Source organism: Streptomyces sp. L-9-10 (genome assembly GCF_004151105.1).
GTDB lineage: Bacteria > Actinomycetota > Actinomycetes > Streptomycetales > Streptomycetaceae > Streptomyces.
Genome location: NZ_PHRF01000138.1, coordinates 1 through 253, shown reverse-complemented (window position 1 = coordinate 253; position 253 = coordinate 1). Strand labels below are relative to the sequence as shown.

Here is a 253-nt window from a genome sequence, read left to right as displayed (position 1 = left end):
GCAGGAATCGGCGCAGTTCGGCTCGGGCCGCTACCAGCTGCTGTTCAAGCCCGGCACGTACAACAACATCAACGCCCAGCTCGGCTTCTACACCTCGATCTCCGGCCTCGGGCTCTCGCCCGACGACACCACCTTCAACGGTGATGTGACCGTGGACGCCGGCTGGTTCAACGGCAACGCCACCCAGAACTTCTGGCGCTCCGCCGAGAACCTCGCCCTCAACCCCGTCAACGGCACCAACCGCTGGGCCGTC

1 pseudogene is annotated in these 253 nt (G+C 65.6%); it reads left to right on the top strand.

Annotated features, from left to right (window positions below):
* Positions 1 to 253: pseudogene (locus tag CU044_RS30190) on the top strand (coagulation factor 5/8 type domain-containing protein); the annotation flags it as partial.